Annotated in this window: 24 protein-coding genes and 1 tRNA gene; 10 read left to right on the forward strand and 15 right to left on the reverse strand. The window is 34.9% G+C overall.

What is annotated here, in order from left to right; genetic code table 11:
• Positions 1-275: 275 nt before the first annotated feature.
• Together C8P70_RS12325 and C8P70_RS14040 are read right to left on the reverse strand one after the other, a co-directional pair.
• Positions 276-6,332: a choice-of-anchor J domain-containing protein gene (locus C8P70_RS12325; RefSeq protein WP_133713621.1), complete on the reverse strand. Its 6,057-nt coding sequence runs from the start codon at positions 6,330-6,332 to the stop codon at positions 276-278.
• Positions 6,333-6,976: 644 nt separating this feature from the next.
• A complete protein-coding gene (locus C8P70_RS14040) occupies positions 6,977-7,252 on the reverse strand; it encodes a transposase (protein ID WP_243832707.1) in 276 nt (91 codons plus the stop codon).
• A gap of 264 nt (positions 7,253-7,516) precedes the next feature.
• On the opposite strand from C8P70_RS14040, the gene dut reads away from it, so the two are divergent.
• The 6 genes from dut to amaB all read left to right on the forward strand — a co-directional run bounded on the left by dut (position 7,517) and on the right by amaB (position 13,318).
• On the forward strand, positions 7,517-7,954 hold the full coding sequence (gene dut / locus C8P70_RS12335) for a dUTP diphosphatase (RefSeq protein ID WP_133713622.1): 438 nt from the start codon (positions 7,517-7,519) through the stop codon (positions 7,952-7,954).
• A gap of 13 nt (positions 7,955-7,967) precedes the next feature.
• Positions 7,968-8,978, forward strand: a complete 1,011-nt coding sequence (locus C8P70_RS12340) for a sugar phosphate nucleotidyltransferase (protein ID WP_133713623.1) — start codon at positions 7,968-7,970, stop codon at positions 8,976-8,978.
• An 89-nt stretch (positions 8,979-9,067) separates the two neighbouring features.
• A complete protein-coding gene (locus C8P70_RS12345; protein ID WP_133713624.1) occupies positions 9,068-9,841 on the forward strand; it encodes a DUF4292 domain-containing protein in 774 nt (257 codons plus the stop codon).
• Positions 9,842-9,864: 23 nt separating this feature from the next.
• Positions 9,865-11,121 (forward strand): murein hydrolase activator EnvC family protein, encoded by a 1,257-nt coding sequence (locus tag C8P70_RS12350; RefSeq protein WP_133713625.1) that lies wholly within the window; start codon positions 9,865-9,867, stop codon positions 11,119-11,121.
• 17 nt (positions 11,122-11,138) lie between these two features.
• Positions 11,139-11,672 (forward strand): 3-hydroxyanthranilate 3,4-dioxygenase, encoded by a 534-nt coding sequence (locus tag C8P70_RS12355; protein ID WP_133713626.1) that lies wholly within the window; start codon positions 11,139-11,141, stop codon positions 11,670-11,672.
• Between the two features lie 98 nt (positions 11,673-11,770).
• Complete coding sequence (gene amaB / locus C8P70_RS12360; protein ID WP_133713627.1) at positions 11,771-13,318, forward strand: L-piperidine-6-carboxylate dehydrogenase; 1,548 nt, start codon at positions 11,771-11,773, stop codon at positions 13,316-13,318.
• 60 nt (positions 13,319-13,378) lie between these two features.
• Here the strand turns inward: amaB and C8P70_RS12365 are convergent, their stop codons facing one another.
• Both C8P70_RS12365 and pyrE read right to left on the reverse strand, forming a co-directional pair.
• Positions 13,379-13,771 (reverse strand): SRPBCC family protein, encoded by a 393-nt coding sequence (locus C8P70_RS12365; protein ID WP_133713628.1) that lies wholly within the window; start codon positions 13,769-13,771, stop codon positions 13,379-13,381.
• 24 nt (positions 13,772-13,795) lie between these two features.
• A complete protein-coding gene (gene pyrE / locus C8P70_RS12370; protein ID WP_133713629.1) occupies positions 13,796-14,434 on the reverse strand; it encodes an orotate phosphoribosyltransferase in 639 nt (212 codons plus the stop codon).
• Between the two features lie 7 nt (positions 14,435-14,441).
• Between pyrE and C8P70_RS12375 the strand changes: the two genes are divergently transcribed.
• A complete protein-coding gene (locus tag C8P70_RS12375) occupies positions 14,442-15,044 on the forward strand; it encodes an NUDIX hydrolase (RefSeq protein ID WP_133713630.1) in 603 nt (200 codons plus the stop codon).
• 157 nt (positions 15,045-15,201) lie between these two features.
• Here C8P70_RS12375 and C8P70_RS12380 read toward each other — a convergent pair.
• Positions 15,202-15,274 (reverse strand) — tRNA-Met (locus tag C8P70_RS12380).
• Between the two features lie 426 nt (positions 15,275-15,700).
• Here C8P70_RS12380 and tnpA point away from each other — a divergent pair.
• Positions 15,701-16,156: an IS200/IS605 family transposase gene (gene tnpA, locus C8P70_RS12385; RefSeq protein ID WP_133713631.1), complete on the forward strand. Its 456-nt coding sequence runs from the start codon at positions 15,701-15,703 to the stop codon at positions 16,154-16,156.
• Positions 16,157-16,188: 32 nt separating this feature from the next.
• Here the strand turns inward: tnpA and C8P70_RS14150 are convergent, their stop codons facing one another.
• The 7 genes from C8P70_RS14150 to C8P70_RS12420 form a co-directional block, all read right to left on the reverse strand.
• On the reverse strand, positions 16,189-16,566 hold the full coding sequence (locus tag C8P70_RS14150; protein ID WP_133713632.1) for a Na/Pi symporter: 378 nt from the start codon (positions 16,564-16,566) through the stop codon (positions 16,189-16,191).
• A 14-nt stretch (positions 16,567-16,580) separates the two neighbouring features.
• The gene (locus tag C8P70_RS14155) at positions 16,581-16,934 is read right to left on the reverse strand and encodes a Na/Pi symporter (RefSeq protein ID WP_133713633.1); all 354 of its coding nucleotides are present in this window, start codon (positions 16,932-16,934) and stop codon (positions 16,581-16,583) included.
• Between the two features lie 333 nt (positions 16,935-17,267).
• Positions 17,268-18,113 carry an RteC domain-containing protein gene (locus C8P70_RS12400; protein WP_133713634.1) on the reverse strand — a complete coding sequence of 282 codons (846 nt, stop codon included), beginning with the start codon at positions 18,111-18,113 and terminating at the stop codon, positions 17,268-17,270.
• 132 nt (positions 18,114-18,245) lie between these two features.
• A complete protein-coding gene (locus C8P70_RS12405) occupies positions 18,246-19,835 on the reverse strand; it encodes an MFS transporter (RefSeq protein WP_166666228.1) in 1,590 nt (529 codons plus the stop codon).
• Between the two features lie 2 nt (positions 19,836-19,837).
• Entirely contained in the window at positions 19,838-20,884 is a 1,047-nt protein-coding gene (locus C8P70_RS12410; protein ID WP_133713636.1) for an HlyD family secretion protein, read from the reverse strand.
• 10 nt (positions 20,885-20,894) lie between these two features.
• A complete protein-coding gene (locus C8P70_RS12415) occupies positions 20,895-22,229 on the reverse strand; it encodes a TolC family protein (RefSeq protein ID WP_133713637.1) in 1,335 nt (444 codons plus the stop codon).
• Positions 22,216-22,476: a hypothetical protein gene (locus tag C8P70_RS12420; protein ID WP_133713638.1), complete on the reverse strand. Its 261-nt coding sequence runs from the start codon at positions 22,474-22,476 to the stop codon at positions 22,216-22,218. The genes C8P70_RS12415 and C8P70_RS12420 overlap by 14 nt, the downstream gene beginning before the upstream one ends.
• 92 nt (positions 22,477-22,568) lie before the next feature.
• On the opposite strand from C8P70_RS12420, the gene C8P70_RS12425 reads away from it, so the two are divergent.
• Positions 22,569-23,348 (forward strand): AraC family transcriptional regulator, encoded by a 780-nt coding sequence (locus C8P70_RS12425; RefSeq protein ID WP_133713639.1) that lies wholly within the window; start codon positions 22,569-22,571, stop codon positions 23,346-23,348.
• Positions 23,349-23,391: 43 nt separating this feature from the next.
• Here C8P70_RS12425 and mobB read toward each other — a convergent pair whose 3' ends face one another.
• Together mobB and mobA are read right to left on the reverse strand one after the other, a co-directional pair.
• The gene (mobB, locus tag C8P70_RS12430) at positions 23,392-24,654 is read right to left on the reverse strand and encodes a conjugal transfer protein MobB (protein WP_133713640.1); all 1,263 of its coding nucleotides are present in this window, start codon (positions 24,652-24,654) and stop codon (positions 23,392-23,394) included.
• A gap of 4 nt (positions 24,655-24,658) precedes the next feature.
• Entirely contained in the window at positions 24,659-25,093 is a 435-nt protein-coding gene (gene mobA / locus C8P70_RS12435; protein WP_133713641.1) for a conjugal transfer protein MobA, read from the reverse strand.
• Positions 25,094-25,589: 496 nt separating this feature from the next.
• Between mobA and C8P70_RS12440 the strand changes: the two genes are divergently transcribed.
• Positions 25,590-26,036 (forward strand): DUF3408 domain-containing protein, encoded by a 447-nt coding sequence (locus C8P70_RS12440; RefSeq protein ID WP_133713642.1) that lies wholly within the window; start codon positions 25,590-25,592, stop codon positions 26,034-26,036.
• A gap of 89 nt (positions 26,037-26,125) precedes the next feature.
• On the opposite strand, the gene C8P70_RS13840 is transcribed toward C8P70_RS12440, so the two are convergent.
• The coding region (locus tag C8P70_RS13840; protein ID WP_166666229.1) for a hypothetical protein at positions 26,126-26,378 on the reverse strand (253 nt) is incomplete at its 5' end.

A 26,378-nucleotide genomic window follows, 5' to 3' on the forward strand; every position in this document is an offset into this window, starting at 1 on the left:
ATTGTTTTTTTGAGCGGGAGTCAAATGCCTAATATTTCTAAAATCAGCAGTAGCCTGATCTACAGCCTGATTGAGTAACCCTTCTTTTAAAAGTCCTACTTTAATGGTATAGTTTTACATCTATATAAAGTCCATAGACAAAATATAAGCTATATTCTATAGATAAAATTCGTTTTACTTGTTTAGAATTTTAATTTAAAAATGGATTTGATATAAAAAACTAAGAGGAAGATATTTTGGATCTTCCTCTTTAGTTTAAAAATAGTAATTATAGATTATTTATTTATCTGTACCCAACCTGTCCGTGTTTTACCATGCGCTTGAATTACGTAATAATAGGTTCCGTCCGGTAGTTGTTTACCATCTTTGTTTTGACCATACCATTGATTGGTATAATCTATTCCATGAGAATAGACCTCAGTACCCCAACGGTTATAAATTTTAATATTCTCTACTCCGTGAAGTGATAAATCAAAAGTGTCATTCAGGTTATCTCCGTTTGGAGAGATTCCTTTTGGAATAGGGCAATCTTCATAAGTTATTGTGAAACTACTTTCGTCTGTACATAAATCGTCATTTGAGCTTGCATACACATAAATAGTTTCTGCTGAAGAAATCTCCATTCCTGGAAAATATTCAGTTCCAAGCCCTTGCGGACCTCCTGACTTTGTAAAGTAGCGGTTGTGTCCTGAAAGAGGTTTTAATTCATATAATTGACATTTTAATTGTTGATCCTCAAAGATATCTGCAATTACAGGAGCTGTAATATCAACGTGATAAATTGTTTCTTCATAACAGCCTTGATCATTGTTTACTTGCAAAAGATAGATTGTGTGTTTACCTGGTTCTGTCAAAACATCTCCTACTTTATATTCTTTGCCCTGACCACCAGATTCCGTATAATAATATTGATCACCATTTACTTCTGGAAACACGTATTCTGAACAGATTTTAATATCAGATGGTTTTGTTGGGATTGCTCCTTGTTCTATTAGGATTGGTAAAATAAAAATCTCACTACACCCAGTACGAGTATCTACTATTCTAAGATAGATATTTATATTATCTGTACCTTCTATAGTATAAGAAGTATTTATTTTGTTGTCATTTCCTTGCTCAGCATCCTCTTTAGTTAGGTAATAATCAACTTCATAGTCTGTCCTCTCTACATCTGCAAACATATCTAATTCAGTACTAGATAAGTCTACTGTTCTTTCATTTAATGAAAATCTACATATTTCAATAGTTATAGGTTTATGGACTACTTTCGAAATAGGAGGATAAATCTCTGCTTTAACTGTGCCTGTAACTTCACAACCTAAATCGGCATATTTAACTACTATTTTATACTCACCACTTTCTTTAATCTCAAGATCAGGTTTATTTTCATTTTGTATTAAAACATCATCTTTGTACCATTCTATAGTTATATTGTCATTTTCAGGCATACCGGATTTAATTATTTTGACTTCATCACTACAGATAGCGTTACCTGTCTCTACAAGTAAATCTGCTCCTAAATCAATATTGCCTAAGTTAAAACTACCTCCTTTTAAAAATACAGCAGAGTTAACGCCTGAATCTCTATAGTCTGCAATAGCTAATTTAATATGATACTTACGACCGGGTTCTACTGCAGAAACGGCTGTTAACGGAATTGTCATACCTGCATAATTTATAGGATTGTTTTGTGGTTTTAATCCGTTTTCTCCATAATATTTATCAAAATACTCTTTATTTGTGTCTCCGCATTTCAAATTTTTTCCTTGATATTTTGCATCCCGAATTGTGGTCACTGATACAGGAATATCTGTTCCTGGTAAAACTGCGAGGTTAATTGTTTCATTAGTAGTTAAATCAGTTAAAAAGAAGGCAAAAACATCAGAGTAGTCACATTGAAAAGACGGACCATATTCATTGGAGGCAAATATAAAATCAAATTTTAAAGTATCCACTACCGGAATAAAATCAAACTCTAATATAGAAGCATTATTATTCCCATCTTCTTGTCCAAGAGATAATAATAACTTTTCTAAATCATCATCTCCTAGCCAATTTTCAGTATCCCATCCTTCGTCTGATCCACCGGGACCCATTGCATAACGAACACCGTTTGTTGCTAATATTATACCATCGTCAAAGTTAAAAGTAGAATTATTTTTATTAAAATATCCTATTCCGTTTTCTTCTCCAAAATTTGTTCCTGTGATATAAGTTATATTGGATACTAAATCACAATTAGAGTTTACTAAAACATCGTTTACTAATTCTTCTACTGTATATTCATCTCCACTTGAGCTACTTCTTATGTAATTTACAGTACTAATACAAAGATTAAAGAAATAATCAGGATTATCTGTAAATGAGTCAGAACCTAGTCTAATATAATATTTCTGTCCTACAGTTAAATTTTCAAATAATTTAAAATCAGTAATATCAAAGCATTCTATTGCTGTATTGCCTATAGTGCTACAAGGCTGATCATAGATTGCCCCAACTAGGTTTATATTGCTTTCACCAGATAGGCTTATTAAATTTTCGATGTTTAGAATATGGGTTTTATTGGTTGCCGTAAACTCAAACCATACATCATTTTCCATACCTCCCCATCCTATACATGATGGTATAGCTTGAGCGGAAGTTGTAGTGTCTAGAAGTGAACCAGAAATCATAATTTCGCATTCTTCATTATTGCTTACGGGAATGTTTATGGCACCAATACAGTCATCGTTAGCGCCTACTGAGGTACCTCCATCAACAGGAGTACTCCACTCACTATTAGATTTGCCATCTGAACACTTAGCTCTTACGTAGATGGTGTATGCTTTTCCAGCAGGTAATCCGGTTATTGTAGTTTTTGGACTTCCTGTAACACTTACTGTTTGGATTGGTGTAGCAGTTTCTTCTTCATTATATTCAACAACAATAACTTCCCAGGAAGTTATTCCTCCATCTTGTTCCCATTCTATATCAATACTATTCGAAGTTTGACCTGTTACTTTTATGTAATAAGGTTCGGGACATGTTTCTATTTTTTTCAAAGAAACATTATCTATGGATATCGACGTATCACCTGTTACTTTTGTATGCCATGCCAGATTTACATTGCCTGGGATGCCACTAAAAAATACGACTTTCTCTTTCCAATTATTATTGTAATAAATTTCATCGGCTACAATAACATCAGTAAAATCCTTTGGATCCACACCATTTTTAGAAAGTAATACCTCAACATTTCCGCCTTCATAAGCACTACCCTTATAAAAGTATTTTAATACATAGTTTCCACTTGTCATAGCAAAAGTAGGAGAGACAAGCCAATCATCATTTTCCGTTGTACCTAACCAGTCATAAATGTTCATGTTAATCGATTGGTCTCCTTCATAATAATCCCAAGTATCAATCTCCCAACTGTATTCATCGTCATTGTTATCAATAATTGTCCAACATCTTAACGTTTTAGAGTCTGAATTAAACCCTTCCCAAAAAGGCATTGTATAAATATCACACAGTGTTACAAATTTGAAAGGTCCTGCCCATATGCTATATTCTCCATTGCCACAATTTGTACGTACATAAAATTCATAATCAGTATTAGGTGCTAAGTTGTCTCCCGAATGGTCTTTTGTTATTTTGTTTTCCTTTGTTGTTGTGGCTGTACCACTGCCAGACGGAATTCCTTCTCCTTCTTTTTGAACTATATATTCCCAGTTTGTTGCTCCAAAATCATCTGTCCAAGAAATGGTTACGTCTCTTTTATCTATATCTTTTGCATCTAAGTCTAAAGGTTCTGGGCATCCAGTTACTTCTTCTACGAAAACATTATCTATATAGATAGTTTTGTCTCCTGTACCTTTTATGTGCCAAGCTATATTAACATTACCGCTTAATCCTGAAATAAAAGTTTTTTGTTCGATATAGTTATCATTCGTATAAATTTTACTTTTGACAATTTCTGTTGTAAAATCAACAGGTTTAATACCGCTAGTAGAAGCTAATACTTCAAACTCATTACTGTCATTGTAGGAATTTGTATTATAATGATATTTTAAGCGATACATTTTGCCAGAAGTAAATGTAAATACCGGAGAAATTAACCAGTCGTCTGATTCTATATCTCCCATATAATCATTTACAGAAAAATACATACCGTGGGAGCCTTCATACTGACCGTAATTACTTTTTTCCCATTGACCACTTCCTGAACGTCCATCGCTGTTGTTGTCTAAAATTGTCCAGCAAAAGAAAGATTGAGAGTCTGAATTAAACCCTTCCCAGAATGGTGTTGTAAAGAAGTCGCAAATGGTTCTGAATTTATAGGGACCTGCCCACTCGCTAAACTCGGTATTTCCACAGTCGGTACGTACATAAAATTCATATTCAGTATTTGGTTCTAAAACATTCCCCTTTTGATCTTTTGTAACAACAACTTCCTTACTTGTTGATGGAGTACCATTGCTAACAGGAGGATTTCCTCCAGATAGTTGCAATACATATTCCCATTTAGAGCCAAAGTCATCTTTCCAAATAATTGTAGCACTATCTTTTTTTTCATCTTTGCTACCCAATTGTATTGGTTGAGGACAAGTTTCTTCTTCAAGAAAGACATTGTCTACATATAGTGTTGAACTAGTATTGGTGTTAACATGCCAGCCAATATTAATGTTACCACTTATTCCACCGATATACGTAATCTCTTCTTTCCATTTTCCATTGCTTTCACCCTTTTTTGTAACTAGTATATCCGTAAAGTCAGAAGGACTTATTCCACTTGTGGAGAGGGCAACTTTAAAATCAGTTTTACTATAAAAATCTGTTCTGTAATGATATTTTAGTTTATATATTTTAGTTGCGTCTAAATTAAATGGAGGAGAAATTAACCAGTCATCGTTGCCTGCCTCATATCCTCCATTAAAATACATGGATCGGTCTCCTTCGTATTTTTCCCAATCATTTAGCTCCCAAATATTACCATAACCAGTATTGTCATTGTTATAATCTATAATGGTCCAACAGTTTAAAGTTGGAGAGTTTGTATTGAACCCTTCCCAGAAAGGAATAGCTGAAATGTCACAAGGTGTTCTGAATACAATAGGTCCAATCCAGTTGCTGTTTTTGCCAGGACCACAGGACGAGCGGAGCCAGAACTCGTACTCTGTATTGGGCTGTAAATTTGAACCTCCTGTGCCATTGGTTCGGGTTATGTTTGCTGATTTAGTAGTTGTTAAAGTTCCGCTACCAGTTGGTGTCCCTGTTCCTGCGTGTTGAACATAATATTCCCAGCTTGTATTGTTATCATCTGCCCACGAAAAAGTAGCTTTGTCCTTTTCTAGGTTACTAATCACAATTTCATCTTTTGGACCCAAGCAGTCTACTTTAGTTATTGTAATTAAATCCAAAAATATGGAACCAGGACCATCAGAAGTTATATGCCAAGCTATATTTGCACTACCGTTAATACCTGTTATATAAATTGTTTTTTTAACGTAATTAGCATATTTGTAACTTTGTTTTGTTTGTAAAATTGTTTTAAAATTAGCGATGTCTATTCCATTATCGGATAATAAAATCTCAAATTCAGTTCCCTTGTTGTTAATTCCGCCAGAAGAGGAAGTTTTAATATAATATGCTACTTCAAAAATATCATTCGTTGTCATTGCAATCGAAGGAGATATTAACCAATCATCATTAATTTCATTATTATATGTCGAAAAAGCCATACAGTGACTTCCTTCATATTGACTCCAGCCATTAAAATCCCAGAAATCATCATCTTCATTTCCATCTACAATAACCCAGCAATCTCTAGTTGGAGAATCTGTATTAAAAGTTTCTTTAAAAGGTAAAGTAACTGAAGCACATAATGTTTTAAAATTATAAGGACCTAGCCAATCACTAAAACCATTTATTCCGCAATCTGTTCGAACATAAAACTCATATTCTGTATCAGGCTGTAGATTATTGCCAGTGTGATCTTTTGTAACTCTTGTCTCCTTGACTGTTGAAGTAATTCCTGATATGCCTGTAGGGTAGGGATCTGAGGGTAATTGAATAATGTATTCCCATTTTGTACCCGAAGTATCATCCCAATAAATCGTTGCCTCATTACTATTTATATCCTTAACCCCTTGGTCGGAAGGACTATTGCAATTTGCGTTGGAAGTAGAAGAATTAATGTTGTTTGATACATTACCTGGATTAGTATCCATGTTTTCTTCGGAAATTGATCTGTCTAGGTTAATTGAGGATATATCATAAACCCAATCTTTCATTTTTTGACCTGCCATTGCGAATACGGTTAGCAATGACAGTAATAGTAATGCTTTTTTCATAAATAAAGCTTTTTGGTTATAGATTTTTTGGTACTTAATTCAAAATTAAAAGCTAAAATAAACATAAAAAATGTATTATAATATATATATCTTGATTAAATTTTCTTTAATGACTGAATTATATATTATTAAGTTATTTGTAATTATCTACATTTACAAAGTTATAACAGTGATTATAGGACTTATCTATGAATTTAAAATAGAGAAGAAGATTAAAACTTTATCGAAGTCATCTTGACTTTATAGCTTCCTGAAATTTCTTTAGTCTTAATAACAATAAAGAAATGATATTCCAAGCCATCCAACTAGAAAATATTGTCTATTATTTCTTTATCCATAAATATTTTTCTAAGCTTTTGTACATCAAAACCTGCATCAGTATTAATTAACAATCCTGATAGAGGTATTTCACCATTAGTTAATTGATTGATTATATCTTCAAAACAGACTTCTATATCAATTAAATCATTATGATACCCAGCTACCAGTTTGACATAGCTAAAGGTAAACCCTGACGATCTGTAAAATATAAAGAATTAGTTGTTTTACGTTTTTTTCTACCTTGATAAGCTACTTGTTCTCCACCTCTTAAAGCTGTAGTATGGCTTCCATCTACGTCTGCACTTGATAAATCAATAAGAGACTTATTCTTTTTTTAATAATTCTGTCCAACAAGATTGCCATACACCTGTTTTGTACCAATTTCGAAAATGACAAAATACTGTTTTATGACTTAATACTTGAGTGCTAAATAATGCTTTAACTGGTAAATAACTCCACTGAATACCTGTTTTTAGTCTATATAATATAGCATTGACTATCTCATAAAGTGTGGCTTTTGATTTAAATCCTCTTTTGGAAAGTAGTAAGTGTGGTACTATATCTAATTTTATACTATCTTTGTGGAGTACTTGATACACGGGGTTGTAGGTGTTGTTTGTTTAGTAACATGATTTTCTATTGACCTTCTTTGTTTTATAAAAGTCAAGACGACCTGAGCTAGTAAAAATATAGAGATACTACGCAACATGATTTTAATTATATAAATCTTTTAGATTATTAATAATTAAAAAATAATTTCTTTTTTAGGATATATTATGGACTATTTATCTGTTTTCTAAAAGTAATTGGTTTAGAAATAAAATAACTTTTATCTTTGTTCTTCTCAAAAATTTAGATAAACTATGATCCAAATCAAAATCATTAATAAATCTCAACATCCTCTTCCAAATTACGAAACATCCCAATCTGCAGGCATGGATTTGCGTGCTAATTTAACTCAACCTATAACATTAGAATCACTGGACAGAGCAATTATTCCAACCGGCTTGTTTATGGAGCTGCCGCAAGGTTATGAAGCGCAAATAAGACCCCGAAGCGGTTTGGCTGCCAAAAAAGGAATAACAATGTTAAACAGTCCCGGTACAATTGATGCAGACTACAGAGGAGAAATTGGCGTTATAGTAATAAACCTTTCTAAAGAACCCTTTACTATCGAAAACGGAGAGCGAATTGCTCAAATGGTAATTTCAAAATTTGAACAAATACAATGGCAACCTGCTGAAGTACTTTCAGAGACAGAAAGAGGTTCCGGAGGATTTGGCAGTACTGGAGTTAAATAATAAAAATGAAAAAATGAGAATAATCGTACCAATGGCGGGTCGTGGTTCCAGATTACGTCCGCATACATTAACCATTCCCAAACCGCTAATTCCGATAGCCGGAAAACCAATTGTTCATCGCTTGGTAGAAGATATAGCTAAAGTTTTAAACGATAAGATAGAAGAAATTGCTTTTATCATTCATGAGAGCTTTGGAAAAGAAGTAGAAGAAAACTTAATCGCCATTGCTGGAAAATTAGGTTCGAAAGCTACTATTTATTATCAAAACGAAGCCCTGGGAACAGCACATGCCATTTTATGTGCCCAAGAAAGCATGAAGGGACCGATAGTTGTAGCATATGCTGACACGCTGTTCCGGGCAGATTTTAATTTAGAAAAAAATGCAGACAGCGTCATTTGGGTAAAACAGGTTGATGACCCAAGTGCTTTTGGCGTTGTTCAGCTAAACGAAAAAAATGAAATTACCGATTTTGTCGAAAAACCAAAAAGTTTTGTTTCAGATTTAGCAATTATTGGAATTTACTATTTCAAAAGCGGAGAAAATTTAAAAAGCGAACTTCAGTTTTTATTAGATAATAATATTATAAAAGGAGGAGAATACCAATTGACGGATGCGTTGGAAAACATGAAACAAAAAGGATTGCGATTTGTTCCGGGTAAAGTTGATGAATGGATGGATTGTGGAAATAAAGATGTGACAGTTGACACTAATACCAGAATGCTGAACTTTTTGGAAAGCGAAAATCAAAACTATATTGCTGATAATATTGTAATTGAAAACAGCACAATCATTAAGCCGTGTTATATCGGAAATAACGTTATTCTGAAAAATGCTGTGATTGGTCCTAATGTTTCTTTAGGAGAGCATTCAAAAGTGGAAAATGCTAAAATTAAAAATAGTTTGATTCAAACTCATGCAACTATTCGCAATGCCGAATTAGACAATGCTATGATTGGAAATTTTGCAACTTATGATGGAAATCACGTCAATATAAGTATTGGAGATTATTCAATTTTGAGCTAAAGTTTTTATAAATCCGTTTTAAAACTAATTTGAAACGGATTTTTTTTACTTATATTCGGGAAAGAATATATAAAGATGTATGTGTTGTTATGAAAAAAATATTGTTAATCTTGAGCTGTGCATTAATACTAATCGGCTGTAAAAAAAATAAAGAAGGCTTTTTATTAGGTGAGGCGTCAGCTACTGAAAACAAAACAGCATTGATTATTCTTAATGAGCATGTTAAGAATGTTCAACCCTTTGAAACGTCAATCATTAGAGGGAATGTTACTTATGAAACTGATAAAGATAACCTAAAAGCATCTATGGATATCATGATTCAAAAGGATGAAAAAATATTGATAAATATAAGATATTTAGGTTTTCCCGTAGCAAAGGCGTTAATTATGCCCGACAGTGTGCAGTACTACGACGTAAAGGGCGTTTATTTTGACGGGGATTTTTCAATTTTGAGTAATCTCTTAGGCACAGATATTGATTTCAACAGATTTCAAAACTTATTGATGGGACAGGTTTTGGATAGTTCAACCAACCAAAATATGGAAGCAAGTTTGGAAGAAGGGTTACACAAACTGATAAATGCTTCTGAAGAAGATCTACAATCCAGCTATTATTTTGAAGACAAGAGCGCCTTATTAAAAAAAGAAGAAATCTCACAAAAAAGTACAAATAGAAGCGTTACTATCAGTTATCCTAATTACCAAAAAATAGGAAAATATGTAGTTCCTACCGAAATAAATATTAAGGCAGAACAAGAAAAAAGTATAAATTTGAACCTTCAATACAATAAAGTTACTTTTGATACAGATTTAAACATCCATTACAAAGTACCTGAAGGATATAAAAGAATAAACTTAAAGTAAAACGTAGGAAACAAAATGCTGCGATGAAAAAAATATATTCAACAATGCTTCTCTCTCTTTTTACTGTCCTGTTATGGGGGCAGCAAAAAGAAACTCAGGAACAGCTGGAACGCAGAAAGCAGCAAATTTTAATAGAAATAAAGTCTGTTCAGCAGCTTCTGCAAAATGAACGCACAAAGGAGCGAAATATTCTTGCAGAAATAGAAGAACAGAATCGTAAAATAAATCTAAGCAGACAGTTAATCAAAAACGTTCAGCAGCAAATTACAATTACCAATGCCAGCATCAAAAAAAATCAGAAAGAAGCAGATGAACTGCAGGCTGAACTTTACAAGCTTAAAGAAGATTATGCAGCAACAATTTTAAAAACCTACAAAAGCAGGTCTAATCAAAGCCGGATTATGTTTATTCTTTCCTCAGACAACTTTTTACAGGCATACAAACGCATTCAGTATCTAAAACAATACGCTGATTTTAGAAAAGAACAAGGGCAAGAAGTAAAAGCAAAATCAGAAGAGCTAAGTAAAGCGCTAGTACGGCTTGAAGAACAAAGAGAATCCCAAAAAAAGTTATTAGCAGAACAACAGCAAAATGAAAAAAACCTGCAAAAAGATTTAGATCAACAAAAAGGATTGATGGCAATCGTTCAAAAGGATCAGAAAAAATACAACGACCAAATCAAGAAGAAACAAGACGAAACCAAAGCCATTGATCGCAAAATACAGCAACTAATTCGAGAGGCGATTGAAGAAGCAAACCGCAAAGCAAGAGAAGCTGCAGCTAAAGCCGGAAAAGAAACCACTAAATCAGTTGGTTCAGGCAAAAACGCTACTTTTGAATTAACCCCGGAAGGAAAAATTGTAGCCAACAGCTTTAAAGCAAATATGGGAAAACTACCTTGGCCAGTAGAAAAAGGATATATTTCGCTGCCTTATGGAGATCAGCCTCATCCCGTACAAACTCATTTAACTATACACAATAGTGGCGTTGAAATTACAACTGAAGGTGGTTCTAAAGCCCGCAGTGTTTTTCAAGGAGAGGTTTTACAGGTACAGGTGATGCCTGGAGGAAATAAAGCAGTATTAATTCAACATGGAGACTATATCACGGTTTATCAAAACCTGAGTGAAGTTTACGTCAAAAAAGGAGATGCTGTAGCGTTAAAACAAAGCATTGGAACAATAGCTGCTAACAGCACAGGAAAAACCGTCTTAAAATTTTTGCTTTCCCATAATACGGACATTAATAATCCACAATTGTGGCTTAGCAGGAGTAACTAAAACCTAATTTTTAAATTATGGAAACAACCAAATCATTTAATTTGCTCCAATGGGTATCAGAAAATAAGCATTTGTTGCGACCTCCTGTAAGCAATAAAAACATATACCCTGAATCCAGTGATTACATAGTAATGGTTGTAGGAGGTCCGAATGCTCGAAAAGATTTTCACTATAACGAAGGTGAAGAATTCTTTTTTCAACTGGAAGGGACTATTTATATTGATATACAGGAGAATGGTAAACGAGAGAGAATCACGCTGAATCCCGGAGATATATATCTGCTCCCTCCAAAAGTACCTCATCAGCCTATCAGGACGGAGAACTCTGTTGGGTTAGTTATCGAAAAAAAACGCAAGGAAACCAATACAAAAGACGGGCTAATCTGGTATTGCGAAAACTGCAACCACAAGCTATATGAAGTATATTTTGAACTGACGAATATTGAAACTGATTTTCTTCCTCATTTTAAACATTTTTATTCATCAGAAAAACTTCGAACGTGCGCACATTGCCAAACAGTTATGGAGAGCGATCCAAAGTTTACAAAATAAATTACAACAGCTTTTTATTATAGCAAAAACCATCTGCTCAGATTATTTTCTTTATCTTAGCTTCTGCAAATCATAGTAAAACTGAAAATAGAATAAAAATGACAAATACAAATGATCAATTTGGAATTTTAGAAGCCCTGAACAATTTAGATCTTCAAGAAATAAACAACGGATCGTCTACAGGTTCAAACTCTTTTTCAAACGGAAAAGTTATAGAATCATATTCTCCGGTAAACGGAGAGCTAATAGGAAAAGTAAAATCTTCAACTGCCGAAGATTACCAAAAAGTAATGCAAACTGCTGAAGAAGCTTATAAAACCTGGAGATTAGTACCTGCTCCGAAACGAGGAGAAATTGTTCGTCAGATTGGAGAAGAGCTTCGAAAAAATAAAGAGTCTTTAGGAAAACTTGTTTCTTATGAAATGGGAAAAAGCCTGCAGGAAGGACTTGGTGAAGTACAGGAAATGATTGATATTTGCGATTTTGCAGTAGGTCTTTCCCGTCAGCTATACGGTTTGACAATGCACTCAGAAAGACCAATGCACCGAATGTATGAGCAATGGCATCCTATAGGGATTGTTGGGATTATATCTGCGTTTAACTTTCCGGTAGCCGTATGGAGCTGGAATACGATGATTGCATGGGTGTGCGGAGATGTTTGTATCTGGAAGCCGAGTTCAAAAACCCCTTTATGCGGAGTTGCTTGTCAAAATATTGTTTCTAAAGTTTTTAAAGCAAATAATATTCCTGAAGGAGTATGCAACTTAGTAATCGGGAATGAATGCGGAGATTTAATTAACAACGACCACAGAATACCATTAGTTTCATTTACTGGTTCAACCAGAATTGGGCGACATGTTTCTAAAACAGTTGCTGAACGATTTGGAAATACTATTTTAGAACTAGGAGGAAATAACGCTATTATTGTTTCTGAACATGCGGATATCAATATGGTGTTAGTAGGAGCTGTTTTTGGAGCTGTTGGTACTGCCGGACAACGCTGTACTACTACTAGACGTTTAATTATTCACGAAAGTGTTTACGACAAAACAATCCAAGTACTACAAAGCGCTTATGCTCAATTAAAAATTGGAAATCCTTTAGATGCTTCGAACCACGTTGGTCCATTGATTGACAAAGCTGCTGTACAAGATTATTTGAGCGCCATTGAAAAAGCAAAACAAGAAGGTGGTAAAATTATTGTAGAAGGTGGAGTTCTGGAAGGTAAAGGATACGAAAGCGGCTGCTACGTAAAACCTTGTATTATTGAAGGTAAAAATGAATTTGAAATTATTCAGGCAGAGACTTTTGCTCCTATTTTGTATGTAATGAAATACAGCAGCATAGAAGAAGCTATTGCTATGCAAAATGGCGTTCCGCAAGGATTGTCTTCTTCAATCTTTACAACTAATATGCGAGAAATGGAATTATTTCTATCTCACGCTGGATCAGATTGCGGAATTGCCAATGTAAATATCGGTACATCCGGAGCAGAAATCGGAGGAGCATTTGGTGGTGAAAAAGAAACAGGAGGAGGTAGAGAATCTGGTTCCGATGCTTGGAAGGCTTATATGAGAAGACAAACCAATACCATCAATTACGGAAAAGATCTTCCTTTAGCACAAGGAATTAAATTTGATTTTTAAAAATTGTCAGAAATATATAAAAAAGTACAAGGTGCTCCCAAAAGAGCACCTTGTACTTTTTTATAACTTACCCATATTACCTGCTAAAGCTTCAATAAACTTACCGATGGGACCTTTTACCATCATTGTCATCATTGGGTTAAAATTTCCTTCAAAATGAAGTTGAACTTCACAATTGTCCGCATCTAGTTGTTTTATATCTCCAGTTAAAGTAAAGGGCAGTTTGTCACTGGCAGCCCCTAATATTATTTTAGAATTTGGGGTTTCTTCTTTCTTTTTTAGCGTAATTTCGGGCATGCCTTTTAAAGCAAAAATAAAAGAATCTTCTCCTATAACTTCAAATTTAGCAATTGAATCAGGCATTAATTTCTCAAAGTTTTTGACATTGGTTAAAGCATTGAAAATATATTCGGCAGATTTCGGAATACTGACTTTAGGGCTTTGTAAATTCATAATTGGCAATTTTTATTTTCGTTGTTAATTCCATTCAGATGGATTTTCTCTCCACTTTTTTAAAGTTTCCAAATCGCTATTAGATATGTAGTTTTGTTGTACAGCCGCATCTAGTAAAGCAGAGTAATTGCTTAGCGTAGCTAATTCTATATCAGCTTTTTTAAAATTATCAGCAGATATTTGAAATTCATAAGTAAATATTGCTGCCATTCCCAATATATTAGCTCCGTCTGCTTTTAAAGCTTCAACAGCTTGAAGACTACTTTTTCCAGTACTGATCAGGTCTTCAATAACTACTACATTTTTACCCACTTCTAACTGTCCTTCAATTTGGTTTTGTCGTCCGTGTTTTTTAGGCTCAGGGCGTACATATACAAAAGGCAATTCTAAGGCTTCGGCTACTAATAATCCAATGCCGATTGCACCTGTTGCAACTCCGGCAATTACATCAGGTTTTCCGTATTTTGCAACAATGTTTTTAGCAAATTGCTGTTGCAGGAACTTTCTTATTTCAGGATAAGAAAGAGTTATTCTGTTATCGCAATAAATAGGTGACTTCCATCCTGATGCCCAAGTAAAAGGATTTTTAGGATTTAATTTAATTGCGTTAATTTGCAAAAGTGATTCGGCCGTCTTTTGTGCTGTTTCTTTATTAAAAATCATAGTACAAATGTATAAAGTTTTTGTAAACGACAAACCGCTGTTTTTAACTAATAAAATTCAGAAAGAAACTGATTTTAAATTGTTTTTATTAGACAGTGTCGATATTGACAAAATTATCATTAAATATTTTCAAAATAAAATAGATAAGGCAATTTTATATCATCCTGATGAAAAAGAAATTTTAAAAAAAATAAAAGAAAAGATACCAGTTCAAAAAGCGGGTGGAGGCGTAGTTTACAACAATGAGGGGAAGATTCTGTTTATTTTGCGCAATGGTAAGTGGGATTTGCCTAAAGGAGGGACAGAAAAAAATGAGAACATGGAATCTACAGCCATGCGTGAAGTAGAAGAAGAAACGGGTGTAAATAAATTGAAAATCAATAGAAAACTACCTAAAACATATCATATCTTTAAAAGAAATGGAAAGTATAGATTGAAGATTACAACCTGGTTCGAAATGTCGACGAATTTTGAAGGAGAGTTAAATGGACAAGTTGAAGAAGGTATTGAACAAGTAGTTTGGATGGACAAAAAACAAATAAAGCAAGCGATGGAGAATTCATATGAAAATATCAAGCTTTTAATCCATGAAGCAGGTATATTGCCTTAATTTTTTTGTAAACTGATTGTTCAATAAGTTAAATGTCTCTTTTCTGCCAGTAGCTTTTAAGAAAAAAAGAAGCGATGAACTTCTAAAAGGATAATTGTTGTAGTCAAATGTCAATGTATAAAAAAAGATGTTCTGATTTCAGAACATCTTTTTATAGTAGCGGGAACTGGACTCGAACCAGTGACCTTCGGGTTATGAGCCCGACGAGCTGCCTACTGCTCTATCCCGCGATATTGTGGTACAAATTTAAAGGGAATATATTTACTAACAAAATATATAGAGGTTTTATTTTTTTAATTAATAATAAGAAAAAAGAAATATAGATGGACTCTCTTTATTCTTAGAGGATTGTGTTTGTAAATTAGGCTTATATAGATTTTTTAATTTTAGTGGATATTTTCACTTGATCCTTGTACTAGGGATGTTTTTTTAGAATTCTGATTGTTGGGTTTATAAACAATAAAAAGAAACAGGAGGTAACGATGTTACTTATTGTAAATGCAATCGCAACTTGTAAAGAAAGCTCACTACTAAAAGAAAGAGCTGTTTTTCCCAATAAATTAAAAAAGGGCAGCATAATGAGCACACCTATAATCAAAAGATTTCCTCTAGGCTCTGCCTCGGTGTCAAAGAGTAAAGATTAGTATATTTGTTTGATGAGTGAACATATTTTCAAACGGCATAATAAAAGCTTGTTGCTTTACCATTTGTTTTGTCCTATAAAATATCGTAGAAATGTTTTATCAGAGGATGTTGAAATTAGTTTGGTTGAAGTTTGTAACCAGATTTCAGAACGTTATGAAATTCACTTTGTTGAAATTGGAGCAGATGAAAATCATGTACATTTTTTAATTCAAAGTGTACCAAAGATTTCAGTTGAGACTATTGTTAGAGCAGTGAAGAGTATCACAGCTAAAGAGATTTTCCGATTACATCCAGAAGTGAAAAACCAATTATGTGGAGGTAGTTTTTGGACGAGTGGATATTATGTAAATACGGTTGGACAATACGGAAATGAGGATGTAATTAAGAAATACATTCAAAATCAAGGAGAAGAAAAGACTGTTTACAAATCATTCAACAAAAATCAACTATTACTATCTTTTGAGTAGCGTGATACCTCGAGGCTCTGCCTCGGGGTAGTTCATTTATTAAATACTGAAGTGGATAAAGCAACCAGCTTAGTATTTGAAGACAGTTTTAAGCTAATAAGTAAAGCTGTGGAGGTTGTACCTATATTAGCTCCGATTACAATAGGAATAGCAGCATCAATTGTTATTGTTCCGTGAGAAAGGAGGACAATCACTAGCCCTACAACGACGGAACTTGATTGGATGACAACTGTTATGAGGATTCCATATATAATCCCTAGTAGAGGAGAAAAGGCTTTTGATAATATTTCAACAAGCATCGGATAATTTTTAAGAGGTTCCATTGCCTGACTAATATAGCTTAATGAAAAGAAAATAAATCCAAAATAAAAGATAGATTTTCCTATAACGGATATTTTAGTTGGAATCATACTGATTAACGTTCCTAAAACAATAAAGAAAGGTCGATAAAGAGAGATTCCAAGAATACAATCCAAGCCGTAGAAGTTGTTCCTACATTCGTTCCTAATAAAATTAAAATACTATCTCTGAAAGTTATTACTCCTGTATTCACTAAGGAGACAGTGAGAGAAGAAACTAATGTACTTGATTGAATAATAGAGGTGAAAATTCCTTCTAACAAAAAGCCACCTAAAGGTAAAGCAGTTACTTTTTTTATCCATTTTGATAGTCGTTCAGTTCCTAAATGTTCTATCTCTTTACTAAAACTTTGCAAACCATAAACAAAGAGTGTGATGGAGGCAATTATAACAACAATGGATTGAAGCTCTTCTAACATATTTATTAGATAAATGACGGACTACTTTACTTCTAAAAAAAGAACAGGACAACCGAAAATAAATTTCAATTGTCCTGTCTAGTAGCCGAAACCGAACAAATCTCGAAACATTTTCTTGAGGATTTAGAAAGGCTAACCTCCCTAAGTGCGGAAGTTACTGCTATGGAATATTAAAAACTAAAATTCATTCCAAAAGAAAAAAAGAAAGTCATTTTACCAATGGATATAGGATAATGAAGCACTATAAGTCCCGAAGGGGGGCGAAGCCATTATGTGTGTGCGGTTATCGTTATCCGTTATTTTTGCTTCCCTTTTTGTTTGTTTTTGACACTTCTATAAATCCTTATCCATATATTCTTCCAAAGAAGATTTCAGTTGGTCTAAAAATGCGGTTCGTGAACCTGCACGGTATTTCATTCGATGGAAAGAATTGTGCAAATCCCCTAAGGTAATCTGAAACAGTTTTTCCAGAACAAAACTGACTTTTCGAATTCCTATTTTACCGTATGAAAGTGAACCATTTGCATACAACGCATAAATCAATTCTATTAGAGCATTTTTGGTGTCCGTCCACTGGATATCATCGGATGAAATATCCCTCGCAGAAAGGGAACTTGTTATTTCATCATCATTAATTTTTTGGAGTATGTAGGTATAGAGTAACTCGTTGGCTATTATCCGAGCCACTTTGTTATCATAATAAGTTGAAAACAGTGGGTCAATTTCAAAGACAAAACTGTTCAAACCGTCGTGGAAATTAATGTTGCCTAACCTAAAATAGGTTTCATCACGGTCGGTTCTTCCTGAACGGTAATATCGGTAAAAGTCCGAATTATAGATGTGTTCCCTGTATTCCTGTTTTAATTCCTGTAATTGTTCTGAAAAATAATTTGCATACATTTTTCCTCCATCAACAGGGCAAGCTGTCTGTATGCGAAATATCTTATTGTGGTAAATGAGTTTGGAGAGGATATATGGCTTAATGTTGCGAAAGAAATTGATTTCCTCCCATTGGTTTTTAAAACCTTGCTTTGTAATATCCTCTCTTATTGACCATAAGTATTCTTTTAGGTATATTGTCATTTGATATGCTTCATCAATTGCATTAGGTGCAGACAACGAAATAGCATTTTCCTTTCGTTGTATCTCTGAGATGATCTGATTTAATGAAGATGTCATTTTGTTAGTTTATTTAATTTCCTTCTTTCCCAATCTCATTGGAATGTCGATGCATTCGATTAGCCTAAAATTTACAGTTTACGATTGTCACATGAATTATACTGCCATATGATTTTATCTGCTTTAATAAAATTAATAAGGTATATTACCTTTTCTTAATCTCAAAACAACATGTTGGATTTGTGGTAAGAGGAGCAAAACAACAATTACTATAATCACACCTGTTAACATCCAATCATAATAATCTCTGGTAGCACGAGCCAATATTTGATGACCCACCATTTGATTGAAATAGCCTGTGGATACTGCTTTTGAAGTATAGATATCGCTACCGGCATTTGCATATTGATTTTGAATATCCAGTAAGGTAGCTGGTAAATGTGGGTTCGTTTCTGTAACTGCTTCCCGAATCTTTTCGCGAACTCCTGATTTTGCAAATAATTGAAGTTCGTTATTCAGTGCCAGACTTGCTGTAAAACCAGTGAACCTAGCCAATATGCCAACAAGCGATGCATTGATAGCAATTGCTGGCGGTGCTGATGAAGCTGTAAACGAAACAATAGGGACAAATAAGACTCCTGTTGACACACCATAAATAAACATCGGTAAAATGAAATCAATTGTTTCGCCCTGTACAGAAACAAATAGTATCATATAAGCATAATAAATCGCCATAATTCCAAAGCCAACAATAATCATCCTGATCAGGTTGTAACCCGTCAAGACAAATCTGGAGGTAATGAACATACTCGCTGTAGTTCCAAAAATTACAGACGTCCATATCGGAATGGTGCTCAGTGGGTCATTTCCTAAAATTATTTCAAGATAGCCGTAAGCAAGTCCTGTACTTCCTTTAAAAATATAAAATGTAAAAAGTAGGAATAGACCAATGACAAAATTCTTGGTCTTAAAAATCTGTAAGTTGATTAGTGGTCGTTTAAGCTTCAATTCTCTAATGATGAAAAGCGAAAGAATAAGTACATTGATTACACTAAGCGTAGTGATTAATGAACTACCAAACCATCCCAATTGTCGCCCATATACAAGGATGTATCCCAAGATTAAGATAAAAGACACATAAAACAGATAGCCTATCCAATCCACCTGATAAAGTGGAATCTTTTTGGTAAATCGAGCTTTACTGTTCATCGTAAGCAATACGGTAATTGTTAGAATGATAAGTATGATAACAAATCCATAGAATATCCAGTTAAAATCAAAGAAATGAATAACCACGCTGGTAAAAATCGAATAAAAAGGAACGGCAATCTGTATGCTACCATACAGTAGGCTAAAAGCAATCACACGGGCGCGTACAGACTGTAACCGTGGAAAAATGAGTTGTAACACAATTCCAGACATCAATGCACAGGTAATTCCTTGAAAAAACTGGCAAATAACAAACAATGTCCAATCTTTGAAATGAAAACAGATAACAGAACATATGGCATTTACGGCAAGGGCAATCAGTAAATATTTCCTAGGCGCAAAATATTTTACGATTCGAAAATCAAGTGCCAAGAAAGCTACGGTAGAGCCGTAAATAACGACCATGCCATATTGTACATCGGTAGGTTGTATACCGTAAAATCCCATCGTTGCAATCGGACTGCTGTAAAAAGCGAAGCTAAATAAACAAGTCATCAGAATGGCAAATATGACGGATCTCGCCACCCATTCAGATACCCAGGATTTGAAAACAGGTATTTTATGTGCTTGCATCATTAATCTTTTAAAACATAAACATTGGCATTCATTCCGGCAGAGAGTTTTCCTAATTTTTCAGGCGTATCGGTTAGTTTAATTCTTACAGGAATCCGTTGGATGATTTTGACAAAATTGCCTGTAGCATTATCTGGCGGAAGCAATGAATACCGTGAACCTGTGGTTGGTGAAAGTGATTCGATGGTACCATTGAATTTTTCATTCGGAAAAGCATCAACTTCTATGGATACCGCTTGTCCGATCTTGAAGTTGCCAATCTGTGTTTCTTTAAAATTTGCCATCACCCATTTTTCCTCGGCTTTGTTCACCAAAAAAGCCAATGTCTGCCCAGCTTGTATCAGTTGACCTTCCTGAATAGTCTTTTTACCAATTTGTCCATCAAAAGGTGCACTGATAACCGTGTATCGAATGTCTAATTCCTGTCTTTGAACAAGTGTTTCTTTAATTTTTATCTCTGCCTGTATAGCATTATGTTGAGCTCTAAAATCATTAAGTTTAGATTCTGCTACTTGTAAAGAAGCTTTAGCCTGATCATAATCTGACTGTGCAATGGATAAAGAAGCACTGATGTTATCGAATTTTTGTTGTGTGGTAGATTCATCCGCCAGTAGATTTTTATAACGGTCAAATTCTTTCTGCTGTTGGTTCAATCTCGCTTTAGCTCCTGCCAATTGTGCCTTTATAACCTCAATACTTTTACGTTGCGTTTCTTCGTTCGCCGTCAAAATCGGTAACTTGGCTTGTGCGCTCAGGAGTTCTGCTGATGCGGCATCTTTTTTCAGTCCATACTCATCCAATTCAATGACAACAAGTGTATCACCCTTTTTAACCAGCTGATTGTCCTTGTAATATATTTTGCTGATATAGCCACCCACTTTTGCATTTATCGGTGAGAGATAAGCATCCACCTGTGCATCATTGGTCTGTTCATAGCGATATCCTTTTAAGAAATAGGTAGCTCCCCAAATAATAATTCCTACGAATAAGGCAATTCCCAACCATTTGGTTAGGCCTACAACAATTTTATCTGTTTTATTTTTGTTCATTATATTTGTATTAAAGAATTCCTACGATTGCCAATAGTCTGATATGGCTTAGTTTTGCGTTTGTTTGTGCTGTTGTCAGATTGAATTTTGCTTCCAATAAAGCGTTTTCTGCTTCCAAAAGGTCGGTTAGTAGTGATTCCTGATTTAAATAGCTACTTCTGATAACACGGACGGTTTCGGTGGTTTTAATAATATTTTGTTCTGCCGTTTCCACACTCTCCAAAGCCTGCTGTTGCTGTAAATAAGCTTCTTTTACCTGAAGAGAGATTTCATCCTTCTTCATTTCTGCTTTTTCTTTAGCCTGATTGCTGACAACTTGGGCACGAGCAATGTTATGCTTGCTTTTGTACAAATTATCAATAGAATACTGTACTTTAATTCCTGTCTGACCAAATCCCCACAAATCGTTTGAATACGGATAAAAGGAAATCTGTGGATAGTTGTAATTATAGTTAGAGTACAAAGAAACTTTGGGCAATAGCGTAGCTTTCACTTGTTTTACATTCAGTTCGCTCCATTTGATGTCACTATTTACTATTTTGTACTCTGGAGATTTGTCAAAAGCGATGTCTATATAATCGTTGTAGTCACCGTCTGTAATAGCGTTTAATTCAATTATATCTTCGTGTTTTATTGCTAATTTTGTATCATTCTCACGCCCCATCAGTATATTGAGCCGTTGTTTAGCTATTTCAATTTTCTTCGCAACATCGGAAAGATTAAGTTCCAGTTGAGACAATTTCACGGAGGTTCTCAGCACATCACTCTTTAGTACAGTACCGTTTTTATGCAGACTTTCTATCAATCTCAATTGCTTTTTTTCTGCTTCAATCTCTGCATTAAGAAAATCATAGAAATGAAGAAACTTATACAAATCAAAATAAGCAACTGCGACATTATATTTTACACTATGCTTTTGCAGATCCACTTCATATTGTTTTCGTGTATCCTCTTCCTTTTTCATGGCGATGTTCCTCTTGTCCTTACCACCGTTGTAGAGGTTATAGTTTAAGTTGTATCCTACTCCGTACCCATACCCTTTTACAGGCACATCCTGTGGAGAAGAGAATAATCCATTGTCGTAAATCAGAAATTTGGAATTGAGTTTTACGTCTCCACCTACTGAAAGTTCGGGCAACAAACGGTCTTTGGCTTCCAATATTTCTATTTTACTTTGCTGAAGATTTAGATCAGATAGTTTCAGTTGTCGATTATTCATTTCTGCAACTTTCCATATTTCTTCCAAACTTAAAGGTTGGACTTTTTCTGTATGCTGAGCATAAATATGGGGTGCAAATAACAGCATCAGTACACCCAGGATCGGAACTGTTTTATATTGTTTCATTAGTTTTGTTTTTATAAATGATTGGTTTCTTTCTCTTTTCTAACCATTGTTTTATAAGCTTTTTCAACTCATCAAAAGCAAAGCTTAAATCGACCATTGGCATAAAGGGACTGGAATAGGCACAAGCCAGCCAGTAGATGCTGGCTTTATCTATTTCTTCATCTGTACGAATTAATTTATGTTCAGATTTTTGAGCTTGTATTTCAAGCTCAGAATCTTTGTCGGGTTTTATGATTTTATGTTTCATAATGATTCTACTATTATTAACACAACAAAATTATTCAACATACCAAGCTATTTTTTTATATAATTAGCCTAATATTTGCTATATTTGGCCATATGGAAATTCTTAGCCAATTAATAAATATTGTGGATCAAAATCCTGAGTCAATTCTAGTGATGCGACAACAAACTGAGCAGCGTTTACCTGCTCATCAGCACGATAAGGCTCAGTTATTATTGGTTTATGGGGGAATTGCTTATTTACAAACAGACACAAAAGATTTCTATATTCCGTCTAATCATTATATATGGATACCCAAAAACTACCCTCACAATCTGATGTTTAATACACAGGATTTATACATAATAAATATTTATTTTCCAGATGAAAAAGCAGATAGTTTTTATGATGAACTGGGTATTTATCCTGTTAGTAAGCTTCTGGCAGAAATGCTCTCATTTAGCGAGAAATGGCAAGGTGATTATTACAAAGGTTCATGGGAATTTGAATTTTTATTAACGCTTAAAGGAGTATTATCAAAGGAAAATCTCAAAAAATTCTCTATTCAACTTCCTACAACGGACGATCAACGACTTAATGCAATAATAGACAGCTTTAGAAATCGGCTAAATGAAAATCTAAGTTTAGATATTATTGCTCGGCAATCAGGAATGAGTGTGAGAAGTTTAACCAGATTATTCCAAACCAAACTACACATCACTTTTGTTCAATACTTAAAAATGCTTCGTATTATCAGAGCGATGGAATTGATCAAAGATACAGATTTGAATATGACGGAGATAGCTTATGAAATAGGGTATTCGAATATATCTGCGTTTAGTAACAATTTTCATCAATTAACCAATATGAGACCTACTGAGTTTAAACTGAAATGAGAAGAGTTGCTTCATTAATTCAAATACGGTATTCGAATATATCTTATAACCTCCTCCCTTTCTTCTTTTTCTTCATCCGGTTAGCAAATTGTTCTTCTTCATAACCCTCGTTTTGTGCATCGGGTAACAGGCTGAACAGCCCCAAATCTGAACTGTGGGAATGTTCCTGTGTGATAAACTCAAAAAGGTTTTTCGTTGGTAAATCATCCAATGTATTCGTATTGGAAACAGGATTGTCCTGTACTTTCAGTTTGGGCTTCTTGCCGTTGTTCCAGCAATCGTTGAATACATTAGCTGATAGGTTTCTGTCTAACTGTGAACCGTTCCAAACGGTACGGCTCTCGTGGTCGATAAAAGTTATACCGTAAACCCGTCCGTTGTCGTTTCTGCGAACAACCGTATTGATACCCTGCTCGGTCAACTGCTTTTTAAATTCACTTTCGTTGCTTGTGGTATGTATGGCAAGCTCAACCGTATTTTTCAGAACAGACCTTACAGGGTTGGTTTTCATTTTTTCTTTGGACTGCTCAAAATGTTTTTGCAGTTGTGCAACCCCTGCATCTTTTCCGAATAGCGATGCTTTGAACGGATGGCCTGCCTTGTTGCCGTTCTTGTCCAATGCCACATAGACCAATCCGTTTACGGTCTGACCGTTCCGTTCGCCTTTGACTTCTTCCGCTGTGATGTTTAATAGCGACAGCAAAGCATTATAACTTCCCATAGTCGGAAAGCTGTAATACTTTGGTAAATGACGGACTACCGAAGCGATTTGGCTCTTTATATCGCCACGCCGATAATCAACAGGTTTGAAAACCTTATTGGCTTGTTTCTGTTCCTGCTCGGTTGCTTTGTGCAGGTTGTATTTCTGTTCCAAATCCCGACAGATAGCCATTGAACGTGGGTGGTCGTAATCATCGGGGATTTTCTTTCCGTCAATGCCTACACAGGTTGAAACAATATGGATATGCGTTCGGTCTATATCTGTATGTTTAAAAACAATATAAGGCTGATTGCCGTAGCCCATACGCTCCATATATTCCTGTGCCATTTCCGTAAACTGTTCATCGCTTACCTCGTCTTTCGGGTCGGGGTTCAATGAAATATGCCGTACCGTCTTTTCCGTTTTGATGTTTGCCGACAGATACGGCTTAAAGCACTTATTGAAATACGCTACGGAATACCTGCCGTTCATTGTGTCGGGTATCTTGTTCAGCAACAGAACCGCTCCGTTTTCCCTGTCCACTTTCTGCTGATTGTACAAAATCGCTCCGTACATATTGCTTCCCTTTCCGATTTTTGCAATCATAATCTCACTCTTTATTCAGATATTTCTTTTCAAATTCATCGGTAATAATTAAAACCTTTAGCAACAATTCTTTCATTTCTGCGGTCTGTTTTTCCAATTTATAGAGGTATGCAGATGCTTTTTTCTCCGAAAAATTGGCGTTCAATAATCTAACAATCTGATTGTAATTGGTTGCTATTCCCCGAAACTGACCGAAAAATTTGGTCAATCCTGTGTGGTATTCTACCGCATTCATATCAATTTTTACGGTCTTTACCGTCTTCTGAAAGATACAGGCCGTAATGAAATGTGCCTTTACGTTCATTCCCGATTGGTCAAAGAGGGCAAGGAACCTGGCGTTGTCCTCTGCATTCAGGTTAATGGAATACCGATTGACCGCAGGGTCGTTCTTCGGTTTTCTCCCTGTTTTCCTAACCTGTTTACTGTTCTTTTCTTCCATAATAAATCCATTTCTAATGTTAAACAAAACTGCGACTTCGAAGCGGTTTTTAGCCCCTGCAAGGGCAAGTGCTTTTGAGGTACGGAAATTTATTTCGAGTACCTCAAAAGATAACTTGCTCTGAACAGGAGTTCAGAAAAATCCGTTTTGCAAACGGATTGGAGTTACCTGAAAAAACCAACCGCTTCCATTTACAAATTTCGTTAAGACTATTTGAAATACAGCTATTTATAAACGTGACTTTGAACGCCAAATAGTGCCATAAAGTGCCACGTTTATTTGGATTGGCGTTGCTTTTATTTCCTTTGTTGTGGTTAGTTGGCTGATTGACTACGGAGTTAGTCAACGGGCTAAATAAATTGCTTGTAATCCGTTGGCTTTTTAGCTAACGAAACAGCTAATTGAAAACATACAGGTGTATAGATATAATAGCATATACAACTGACTGTTCAGCTAACCCGACAGCTAATCTGATATAATATTAAAAACGATAGATATGATACACGAAGAAAACAAAAAACAGCAAACCGAAGAACAGGATTTTATGGAAATGATTGTCGGTAACGACAAGAAAAATACCCAACAGGAACAGCAAGCCGTAACACATTGGGACGACTTTACCGCAGACGAAAGATCCGTAGAAACGGAAGATACAAAACCGACTGCAAGTAATACCAAAAGAACGACCTCAAAGTCAAAGAAGCTGACCAAAGAGGATTATTACGGACAGTTCTTTAAAATCCCGAACACTACGGCAAGCAAAGGCAAATCGGTCTATGTACGGCAGGAACACCACGAAACGTTCAACAGGCTTACCAACATTATGGGCATTGACAAGCTGACGATTTATGCGTATCTGGATAACATTATCGAATACCATTTTCAGGAGTTCGGGGAGTTGATTAAGGAAATCTATAACGAGAAGCACAAGCCGTTATTTTGATAGTGGTGCGATGTCAGGTGGTGGTTCGTTCCTCCCTCTTAAAATTATTTTCCAAAACAAAAAAACAGAAAAAAAAGAAAGCCGTTCAATCAAGGCGGACAGGCTGAAAAACCAAAAGGAAACGGAATAAGTCCCGAAGGGTGGCAGGGCAACACAAACAACTCGGCGAAGCCTCCTTTTTGCCCTGCCATTATGCCGTAGTCTTTTGGTTGGGTGGTGCGATGGGTGTCCGCCTTACCTTTGCTACCTTTTTGTTCTTTTTTGGTACAAGAATACAAAATAAAAGCCCCGTTTTTTTTCGGGGCTTGATTTGTTGTTTTGTTAAATGCTAATCTCTTTTCA

Origin of the sequence: Myroides indicus (assembly GCF_004364575.1) — a bacterium.
Taxonomy (GTDB): domain Bacteria; phylum Bacteroidota; class Bacteroidia; order Flavobacteriales; family Flavobacteriaceae; genus Flavobacterium; species Flavobacterium indicum_A.

Excerpts from the sequence above, each read along its gene's own strand:
- mobA (WP_133713641.1), bottom strand. The coding sequence starts at position 25,093 with ATGGAAGAAAAGAACAGTAAACAGGTTAGGAAAACAGGGAGAAAACCG.
- C8P70_RS12425 (WP_133713639.1), top strand. The coding sequence starts at position 22,569 with ATGGAAATTCTTAGCCAATTAATAAATATTGTGGATCAAAATCCTGAG.
- C8P70_RS12410 (WP_133713636.1), bottom strand. The coding sequence starts at position 20,884 with ATGAACAAAAATAAAACAGATAAAATTGTTGTAGGCCTAACCAAATGG.
- C8P70_RS12365 (WP_133713628.1), bottom strand. The coding sequence starts at position 13,771 with ATGAATTTACAAAGCCCTAAAGTCAGTATTCCGAAATCTGCCGAATAT.
- C8P70_RS12420 (WP_133713638.1), bottom strand. The coding sequence starts at position 22,476 with ATGAAACATAAAATCATAAAACCCGACAAAGATTCTGAGCTTGAAATA.
- C8P70_RS12345 (WP_133713624.1), top strand. The coding sequence starts at position 9,068 with ATGAAAAAAATATTGTTAATCTTGAGCTGTGCATTAATACTAATCGGC.
- C8P70_RS12400 (WP_133713634.1), bottom strand. The coding sequence starts at position 18,113 with ATGACATCTTCATTAAATCAGATCATCTCAGAGATACAACGAAAGGAA.
- tnpA (WP_133713631.1), top strand. The coding sequence starts at position 15,701 with ATGAGTGAACATATTTTCAAACGGCATAATAAAAGCTTGTTGCTTTAC.
- C8P70_RS12405 (WP_166666228.1), bottom strand. The coding sequence starts at position 19,835 with ATGCAAGCACATAAAATACCTGTTTTCAAATCCTGGGTATCTGAATGG.
- C8P70_RS12340 (WP_133713623.1), top strand. The coding sequence starts at position 7,968 with ATGAGAATAATCGTACCAATGGCGGGTCGTGGTTCCAGATTACGTCCG.
- C8P70_RS14155 (WP_133713633.1), bottom strand. The coding sequence starts at position 16,934 with ATGTTAGAAGAGCTTCAATCCATTGTTGTTATAATTGCCTCCATCACA.
- C8P70_RS12325 (WP_133713621.1), bottom strand. The coding sequence starts at position 6,332 with ATGAAAAAAGCATTACTATTACTGTCATTGCTAACCGTATTCGCAATG.
- C8P70_RS14150 (WP_133713632.1), bottom strand. The coding sequence starts at position 16,566 with ATGATTCCAACTAAAATATCCGTTATAGGAAAATCTATCTTTTATTTT.
- pyrE (WP_133713629.1), bottom strand. The coding sequence starts at position 14,434 with ATGATTTTTAATAAAGAAACAGCACAAAAGACGGCCGAATCACTTTTG.
- C8P70_RS12350 (WP_133713625.1), top strand. The coding sequence starts at position 9,865 with ATGAAAAAAATATATTCAACAATGCTTCTCTCTCTTTTTACTGTCCTG.
- C8P70_RS12415 (WP_133713637.1), bottom strand. The coding sequence starts at position 22,229 with ATGAAACAATATAAAACAGTTCCGATCCTGGGTGTACTGATGCTGTTA.
- C8P70_RS12375 (WP_133713630.1), top strand. The coding sequence starts at position 14,442 with ATGTATAAAGTTTTTGTAAACGACAAACCGCTGTTTTTAACTAATAAA.
- dut (WP_133713622.1), top strand. The coding sequence starts at position 7,517 with ATGATCCAAATCAAAATCATTAATAAATCTCAACATCCTCTTCCAAAT.
- C8P70_RS12355 (WP_133713626.1), top strand. The coding sequence starts at position 11,139 with ATGGAAACAACCAAATCATTTAATTTGCTCCAATGGGTATCAGAAAAT.
- mobB (WP_133713640.1), bottom strand. The coding sequence starts at position 24,654 with ATGATTGCAAAAATCGGAAAGGGAAGCAATATGTACGGAGCGATTTTG.
- C8P70_RS12440 (WP_133713642.1), top strand. The coding sequence starts at position 25,590 with ATGATACACGAAGAAAACAAAAAACAGCAAACCGAAGAACAGGATTTT.
- amaB (WP_133713627.1), top strand. The coding sequence starts at position 11,771 with ATGACAAATACAAATGATCAATTTGGAATTTTAGAAGCCCTGAACAAT.